Here is a 9,893-nt window from a genome sequence, read left to right on the forward strand (position 1 = left end):
TTAAATTATGAATAACAGAGGTTCAGAATGGAGAAAATGGGATTTACATATACATACCAAGGGCACTAATAAAAATGACCAGTTTAGTTCTTCTTCTATGGAAGATTTTCTTTTTGGATTCTTTAAAAAAGCTATTGAAAAAAATATTTCAGCAATTGGAGTTACAGACTATTTTTCCATAGATAGATATAAGGAGGTTGTAGATTATCAGGAGAATATCAATCACAAAAAAAATAGCGAAGGAAAGGAGTTATTTAATGAAGAAGAAAGGAATTATATTAAAAATATTTTTCTTTTTCCTAATATAGAACTCCGTATGCTTCCTTCAACAGATAGAGGAAAGTTAATAAATATTCATTTTTTATTTAACCCTAAATTTGTTACAAAATTAGAGAATGATTTTTTTGGAGAATTAAAAAATCAGGATAATTATAGAATGAATAGACAAGGAATTATTGATTATGGTAAACAATTAAACTCGAATATTACAGATGATAATACTGCTTACAGAGAAGGCGTTAACAGGTTTGCATTGGATATTAAAACAATCAGGGATTTATTAGATAAAAATGCGGAAATAAAGGAAAATTCAATAGTTGTTGTCAGCAATTCAAGCTACGATGGAGCATCTGGATTACAGAAACATTATGACCTTTTTGAAAACGAAGAAGGAGGATTAGATGGTGTAAGAAAAACGATTTATAAAATTTCTAATGCTATCTTTTCAGCAAACCCAAAAGACATAAAATTCTTTTTAGGTAGAAAATCACAGAATACTGATGGATACACAAATAATATTTATTTGAAAGAAATAGAAGAAGTTATTGATAAAGTTGGTTCTTTGAAGCCTTGCCTTGTTGGATGTGATGCTCATAAAGAAGATGAATTGTTTTCTAAATTCACTTGGATAAAAGCAGACCCAACATTTGAGGGCTTAAAGCAAATTATTTACGAACCAGAGGAAAGAGTAAAAATACAAGATGGAAAACCCGATTTTAAGGAAGATAAAGAAATTATTGATAAAGTTAAATTCATTTCTCCTGCCAATAAATTTAGCAATGAAGAGATTTATTTGAACCCTAACTTAAATGTAATAATAGGTGGAAAGTCTTCTGGAAAATCTATTTTGTTATACTCTATTGCAAAAACCTTATTAGCAGATACAAAGGACAAATTGCTTTTTAAAAATAATGGAGAAAAAAGATATAGTCTGGATTCTATTGACCCTAACTTTGATTTTGAGGTAACAACAAAAGGTGGTTTCTCTCAAAAAATGTCAGGTAGAGAAAATGGTGATAACTCTATAATACCAAAAATAAAATATATCCCACAAAATGAATTGGTAAAACTTGCGGAACCTGAGTTAAGTGGTAAGGGAGAATCTTTAAATAAATTGGTTAGAAATCTTATTTGTGAGGATGCTGATTCAAAACAAAAATATGATGATAGTTTTATCAAGAAAGTAAAAGAATACGACAAAAGTAGAGAAGACTTAATAGACAGCTATTTTGATACTCTTGATAAAATAACAAAGTTAGAAGGAGAATTAAAGACAAAATCAAATAAAGAAGTTTTAGAAACAAATATTAAAACAAACTCGGATAAAGTAGAAGAATTAAATAAAAAAGCTGGATTAACGGAAGAGCAAATTCAGAAATATAACACTATCCAAGAAAAACAGTTAAGAAATCAACAAAAAAAAGATTTGTTGATTAGTGATTTTCATCAAACTAATGACTTATTGCAAGAATTAAAAAGAGAATTACTCAATTTAAAGAATAGAAAAAATGCCTTTTTACAGAATATCCAAACAAGTAAATTTAGAGAATATTATCAAAATAAGTTAAATTTTATTAACGAGTCAATATCTCAAATCGAAAATTTAATTAAAGAAATAGAACTTACCCAAAATGATAAGGGAGATAATGTTTTTGTGAAAGATAATATTTTTAATAATGAGTTAAATCAAATATCTTCTGAAAAACAAAGTATTGAAAGTGAATTAAAACCTTATCAACAGAATGAGGAAATTCAAAAACAAATAAGAACACTAAATGAATCTATTACAAATGATAAAAAACTCTTGTCTGAAATAGATATTCTCAATAAAAAAATTACGGAGAAAAAAGAATTTGCAAATAAAACAAAAGATGATTTATTTCAATTGTATAAAAAATCTTTTGATGAATATACAAATATTATCGAATTGTTAAAAGAAAGAACTACACAATTTGAACAAGATGAATTTGAATTGAAAATAAGAGGAATAGCACAATTTAATTTTCCTAAATTTCGTGATAATGTTTTAGATTTCACAGATGGCAGGAGTGCTTCAAATCTGAATTATGATATTCTAAAAGGAGATAGAACAAGAATTAGTGAATATGAGTATTCAGACTTGGAAAGCGAAGTGAAAAAGATATTTGAAGATATTTTAAGTGGAAATTATGTTGTAAATAAGAGGCATAAGGAACGAGAAATTATAAAAAATTTACTGGATGATTATTTTTATGACTATTGGGAAATCACTTACAAAGATGACAAACTTGGTGAAATGTCTACAGGTAAGGCAAGTTTTGTGATACTGATGTTAATAATTGGTTTGAGTAAGTCAAAATCCCCAATACTTATTGACCAACCAGAGGATAACTTGGACAATCGTTCTGTGAGTGAAAATATTATCTCTTATTTGAGAAACAAAAAAACTGAACGACAAATAATATTGGTCACTCATAATGCAAATATTGTTGTAAATGCTGATGCAGAAAATGTGATTGTCGCAAATCAAAAGGGGCAAAGTAAAAAAGATACCACAAGCCTTTATAAATTTGATTATATCAATGGAGCAATAGAAAATACTTTTGCTAAAATTGAAGCTGAAACAGATTTATTAAAAAGTATGGGGATAAAAGAACATATTGCTGATATTGTAGAAGGAGGTAAAGAAGCCTTCAAAAACAGAGAGAAGAAGTATGGTTTTAATACCCGTTTATAAATTACGTTGTTTAACAAGTTTTCTTAGAAATAACTATTTATTATGACTCAAAAAGACATATTACATTTTTGGAGAAATGTGGAGATATTCAATTTTCCTGACTTAAACAAGGATTCTCTTACAGAAATAAAAAATCAACTTCCTTGGAATACACCCAAAACTATTGAAAAAGGTAAAAAAAGAATCTACACACTGTTTTTTGGGGAAATTTCAAAAGAGAATATTGTAAATCATATTGAAAATTTATTTCCAAGCAAGGAAAAGGTACTTTGGAAAGAAAAAGTGAGTGGTTTTACTTGTCTTTCTTCAATTATTCTTGATGAAAAAGGACAACCTGGTGCCAATAGCTATACATTAGCAAGTTATGTTTTGGGATTAACTGTTTTACACAACAAAAGAGACATTTCTTCCGTGTTTCAATTACTTCAAAATGTACAAGATGAGTATTCTGAACGGTTTAATATTCTCAAAAATCAAGATAATGAAAACTCAAAAGGTGAAGTTGTAACTTGGGATTTTATAAATAAAGAAATAGACTATCTCAAACAATTAACTCCTTGGAATACAAAAGAAATAAAAGTTTATTATCTTGAAAAAGATGTTAGCATAAATACTGAGCTTGATGCTCCGTTTCTAAATAGCTTTTTCTTAGAAGATTTGAATAATTTGATTGATAAAAAAACTGAATTATCACTCACATTACAAGATTATTTGACTCTTACTCCCTATCAGCAAAAATTAGATTTGATTAAAAATAAAGAGGAACTTTTTAAAACCATCCATCCAGAATATTTAACTGAAGGAAAATGGGCTTCGTCTCCTCAATATGGACTTTGTACTGCTCAATTAGGTGCTGTAAATTCTATTTTTAAAGATTTGAATAACAGCTCAGGTTTGCAAGGTGTAAATGGACCTCCCGGAACGGGTAAGACAACACTTTTGTTAGATGTGATTGCTCAAATCATAGTGGATAGAGCCAAGTATATTATTAACATTGGCACTGATAATCTTTTTGGAAAAGGTGTAAAATTAGATTTTAAAGATAGATACCAATATGTTTATCCTTTAAATGCTTCATTACAAAAGAATTTTGGTATTGTTGTAGCGAGTAATAACAATGCAGCGGTGGAAAATATCAGTAAGGAATTGCCTCAGTTGAAAAAAATTGACAAAAAAGCCTTTTCAAATGCAGATTATTTTGGGGAATTTGCAAAAGAGGAATTAACTGGCAGTGAAAATTGGGGAATTTTAGCTGCTGCATTGGGGAATTCCGAAAATAAAAGTAAATTCCACAATCTCTTTTGGAAATCATTTATAAAAGATGAAAATGGAAAATCTAAGCTAGATAAATCTAAGCGTAATTTTTATAATTATTTAGAAGAAAATCAAAATACACAAGAACAATATCAGGCTGTTTTTGAAAAAGTTAAGAAAGAATTTTTTACTTTGTTAGAGGAGTTTGAAATTTTTAAAAGTATTGCTATTGATTTTCACAATAGATTTGAAGAATTTATAAAAAATATTGGAGCAAAAAGAGATTTAGAAAATTCTCAATCAGACAAAAAAACTATTAGCAATCAATTATCTAACGAATTTAAAATATTAAAAGAAAGAAAAAACGAAAAAGATAAAGAGCAAGAAAATGTAAAAATTTCTTTGAATTTTCATAATAATAAAAAGCCTATTTTCTTTTTCTTCCAAAAGTTGTTTAATACAGAAAATTATAAAAAATGCAACAATGAAATAAGTGAGATTTTAAGCGAATTTGATAGTATTTCATCGGAAATAAAGCAACTTAACTCTCAAATTGAGAAAAAGAGTTCTGAATTGAATATTGTTGAAAATCAACTCAAAAGCATTCAAAATCAATTAAATCAAATTGAGAGATTTGAAAAAGAATATGAAAACTTAAAATCTCAACTTACCCAAGATTACAAAATTGAGGAAAAGAATCTTTTTGATGAAAAATTCTATGGTAAAGATTTGAAAGAAATTCATTTACTCTCTCCATATCATTCAGAATTTGTAGCAAAACTTCGTAGTGAAATATTTTTAAATGCTCTCGAAGTTCATAAATATGTAATTCTTACCAACGCCAAACAATTCAAAAATAATTTGAATGCTTTTTTTGAAATGATTACAGGTAGAGCGAAAATTGATGAAGAACTAATACAATCACTTTGGGATACTTTCTTTTTCTGTGTTCCAGTGGTTTCTACATCATTAGCTTCGGCAAGTAAATTGTTTCCTAATATGGCAAAGAATCAAATCGGATGGTTATTAATAGATGAAGCAGGACAAGCCACGCCTCAATCAGTTGCAGGTCTGATTCAACGCTCAAAACGATGTGTTATTGTAGGTGATCCAATACAAGTAGAGCCTGTGGTTACTATTCCCAAAACTTTGGTTGATGGATTGATAAAACATCAAAATATTGATTCTGTTTGGTCTCCATACAACGGTTCTGCTCAACAGTTAGCCGACAGAATTTCCAAATACGGAACACAAATGGGAGATGTTTGGACTGGATTTCCACTGAGAACCCACCGAAGATGTTTTAACCCAATGTTCGATATAGCCAATGAAATAGCGTACGAAAATCAAATGGTAAAAGGCACGAAAGATAAAAACGAACAAAAATATATTGGTGAATCTTGTTGGTTTGATGTTGTTGGTAATGGTTCAGGAGATAGCCAAGTTATTAATGAGGAAATTGAATTACTTAAAGAAAAAATCAGTGAATTAAGAAAAACATATTTAGGGGATATTTATGTAATATCTCCTTTTAAAGCAGTTGCAGATAAATGCAGAGGAGCATTAAATAATTTCGAAAATGTTCAATGTGGTACGATTCACACATTCCAAGGAAAAGAAGCAGATGTAGTATTCCTTGTTTTAGGAAGTCATCCAGATAAAGTTGGTTCTCGTCAATGGGCATCTTCAAAGCCTAATATGCTCAATGTGGCTCTTACTCGTGCAAAAAAACGCTGTTACGTGATTGGAAACAAAGAATTGTGGAGCCAACAGCCTTACTTCGATGTGATGGAAAAAGTGTTAGAAATAAAGTGATGTTGAAATAAAGACCACTTAGAAGTGAATAGTTTTTATGTGGTCTTAAGTATTTATAGAAACCCAAATATGGGTCAAGTGGATATCATCATTTGTTCTATGAGCAACGGATTCTAATACACCAAAATCTAAATTTGACTCTTTTAATGATAACCTTTCATCTCTTTTCCAACTTGAATTGTCAGTTTCAGATAGTTCAGTAATCCATTTATTTATGGCTATACTCCAATAATCAAAATTTTCTTTTTCTACAAAACCTAATAAACCACATTTTTTTAAGCCCTTGCCGTGTTTTTCAGTTTTATAGCGTTCAATACCTCCGTTATTTTTACTTCCAATTACATATTCTTTTTCTCTATATTTTTCAGGAGCAGGTAATCGTTTAGCTTCTACTGAAAAAATAGAAGCAGTGGAGACTCCCTCTTCATTAGGATAAAAGTAAAAATCTGATATACCTTTACTTTGATTGGTAATATCACGATAACTAGAGCTTACATTAAAAGGATAATTCCTATTTCTTATTAATATTTGAGTTTGTTCTACATAAGTTTGTGTAAAATCATCCTCATTCAAATTTTTCTTATTATAAAAATCTGAACGAAGATAGGACTTAAAGTTATCAACAGATTGTTTCATTATTTCCTTAATAAGAGAAATTTTACCAATATCTGAAATACTAATATTAGGAACTTGTTTATTGTATAAATTTTCCTCTGCAATCATACTAATAACCTGCGTTTGAAAAATCAGAAAAACATTTATCTGCATCTCGGTAAGCCGTTAATGAAAGCCAATACCTATATTGATTTGGTTTTACAAAAACAATGGTATCTTTTTCAGGATATAATTTTATTATCCTATTTACCGATAAATGAACCGAAATATCGTTAGTTGTAAGTCCTTGAATGCCTAATTCAGACAAATCTTTATGGAATTTAGGTTCTGTATTTTCATTATCATACTTAAAAACAGTTGCTATTAATGAATTTTTCAACTGAACGACATCAGATAGTCTAAATTTGTGGCTTTCGTTTTGATAAATCGTATTTAATGCTCGTGAAAATTCGGTTCCATAATTTGAAATAATGGAAAATAAATTATGCTGTTTTATTGGTTGTAAGGCTTTTGAATTTTCTCCATTTCGAATAAACATTTGCATTATATTATTAACATCACTAATGATTTTATTATCCATTTCGGATAGTAAAAGATTTATATTAAAATCAAAAGGAAGATTTAATATATCCTCTTGTTTACAAGCCGTATTTTTATAAACAAGTAATTTACCACTCGTACATATATTATAGAATTTCAAAACATCAATATTGCTTTTAAAGTAAGATGCTAATTGTCTTAATCTTTGTTCTTCAGATGAATAAAAACCAACTATTTCATTTGAAAATTTTATTGGCTTATCATTATATGAAAAAGGTAATTCAATATTCTCTTTAATTAAGAAGTTAGGATATTTATAGACTTCTTTTTCTTTCAATCCTTCAAAAGATGAAATATACTGTTGTGTTATAAAAGATGATTCTATTTTATCACCTAAAAAAGCATCATTATGTAAAGATTTAGCACCTCCAACACCTTCTCCATAAATCCCATAATTTTCAAAAAACTCTTCTAATTTTTTTGTGTTAGACAATTTTTCAATTGTTTGTTTTATTCTTCCTCCTCCTAATAGGTTATTTTTCCAAATAAATTTATTACTTATCGCAGTTTGACGATTTACAAAATGTAAGTCATAGTCATCTATTTCAAAAATTATTCGCTCTTTAGTAGCTTTTGTTCTTCTGAATGTTAAATGTAATATATTTCTTGAAAAATTAGGCTTTCCTTCTTTAATAAAAATAGCAGCTGTCTCCACTTCTAGAGGAGTTTCTTTCTTTTTTCCATCAACAGAGAAAGAAACTTTTTTGTTATCCCATAATGATTTATTTCTTGCAAGAGCTGTAAAATCTAATATTTGGATAACATTTGTTTCAGTGAGCAATGTTTCTAAATAAAATCTTGATCCAGTATTATATAATATTCCCGAAGATTTTACCAATAGACACTGCAATCCTCTTTTCTTTAAGAAAGAGTACGAATCCCCCAAAAATTTTAAAGCTATTTGATTGTTTGGAATTTCTATCTCTTTTTGAATAAATTTGGTAGTGTTTTTTTCAAAATCTTTCGTACCTCCTCTAACATAAGGCGGGTTTCCTATTACCAAATCAAATTTTTTATTTTCAATGGCTTTACATTCAAAAAAATCAGAATGAATTAAATTTGTTTTTGTTAAATCATCAAATTTTAATTCATTCAAAATTGTAATGGGATTCAATTCGTTACACAAAGCCAAACTCAAGCTGAATGATGCCAATCGTACCGCCTGTTCCTCTTTATCAACACCGTAAATGTTTTTCAAAATTGATTTTAAATCATCAATATTTGGAGTCGCCATATTATTTTGGAGTCGCCATATCTGCACTAATCGCTTAAAAGCCACTACCAAAAAAATTCCCGAACCACAAGCTGGATCTAAAATCGTATATTCCTTTAAGTCAATATTTTTATATTTTTTTAACGGAATACATTCATCAATCAACAATTTTGCTAAATGCGAAGGAGTATAATACAATCCTTTATCTTGTTTATCCTCTGCTAAAAACTCTTCATACAAACGACTGATCAACTCAACAGGAATAAACTTAAATTCAAAATACCTCCAATCGTTAAATTCTAATTCTAGTTGATTAGAATTCAAGTCTGTTTTATTAGTTGATAATAAATCAGCAAGAATAGACAAATCTAATTCTTTTAGATTATCTTCTTCTGCACTATCCCATCTAAATACATTTCCATTAAAATCTTTGTTTAAATCCGAAAGAAGTTCTACAAATTTACCTTGTTGTTTTAAAACATCACTAAAAGATAAGGCATCATTGTATTTTTGAAAATATTTCTTTGATAATAATTCATTACCATTACTATCGATGGTTTCTTCTAAATATTTTATCAGTATTGATTGAACAATTATTTTATTAACTATTTCAACTGAAACAGTAGTAAACTCAGTTGTTAGCTTTTTCGACACATAACGAATATTATCAATCAATTTATCATAAGCAGAATTTTGGAATTTAAATTTATTTTTTAGCTCTTCTTCTTCCCAAAAAATTCCACTTTTTATTTTTACGGCAAATTGTTCGTTATATAACTCGTGAGTTTTTCCTGTTAATTTTAACTCTCTTACTAAATATTCGGGTTTATATTCTTTTGTTATATGCTTTGTGCAGTCAAGAATTTTAATTTCTGTTCTATAGAAGATACAAGCTAATGGAACTTCACCACTACTCCATATATTAGTCTGAATTTGAGCTAACTCAGGTTCATTTGTCTCTTCAAAGTTTCTATCGGTAAAATCAAACAGATATACTTGAGACTTGTAGCTTCCATTAAGTTGTTTTCGTAAGTAGATAGCCGAAGCACTTAATTTTCGAGCCTTATCCAAATGAAATTGAATTTGAGGCTCTGCTAAGTTATCAGTATTATCTATTAAGTATAGGCAATCATCCTCTGTAGTAAATCCAAGATTTACTATGTTTTTTTTAAAAGTTAGGTGATGATTATCCATAATGAATACTTTTATACAATCCACAAAAATATAAAATAAAAATAATACAGCTAATAATTCTGTTTAAAAATATTTAATTATTCTTTCAATAAGCTGAATGTCAGTGATATAAAAAATATTTTTTCATAGAGTTTTTTAATTACATCTCACACAAACTCCTCAATGTCAAACTCACTTTCTTTTTGAGGAGTTTGTGGTAAAATTTCG

General features: G+C 28.4%; 4 protein-coding genes. 2 read left to right on the top strand and 2 right to left on the bottom strand.

From position 1 onward, the window contains the following. Positions 1-7: 7 nt before the first annotated feature. Complete coding sequence (locus GN105_RS12480; protein ID WP_155285719.1) at positions 8-2,995, top strand: TrlF family AAA-like ATPase; 2,988 nt, start codon at positions 8-10, stop codon at positions 2,993-2,995. 42 nt (positions 2,996-3,037) lie between these two features. Then, positions 3,038-6,064, top strand: a complete 3,027-nt coding sequence (locus GN105_RS12485; protein WP_155285720.1) for a DEAD/DEAH box helicase — start codon at positions 3,038-3,040, stop codon at positions 6,062-6,064. A gap of 45 nt (positions 6,065-6,109) precedes the next feature. Here GN105_RS12485 and GN105_RS12490 read toward each other — a convergent pair whose 3' ends face one another. Continuing rightward, positions 6,110-6,787: a hypothetical protein gene (locus tag GN105_RS12490; RefSeq protein ID WP_155285721.1), complete on the bottom strand. Its 678-nt coding sequence runs from the start codon at positions 6,785-6,787 to the stop codon at positions 6,110-6,112. Position 6,788: 1 nt separating this feature from the next. Then, the gene (locus tag GN105_RS12495; RefSeq protein WP_155285722.1) at positions 6,789-9,686 is read right to left on the bottom strand and encodes an HsdM family class I SAM-dependent methyltransferase; all 2,898 of its coding nucleotides are present in this window, start codon (positions 9,684-9,686) and stop codon (positions 6,789-6,791) included. Between the last annotated feature and the right edge of the window lie 207 nt (positions 9,687-9,893).

This window comes from Capnocytophaga felis, from assembly GCF_009684755.1.
GTDB lineage: Bacteria > Bacteroidota > Bacteroidia > Flavobacteriales > Flavobacteriaceae > Capnocytophaga > Capnocytophaga felis.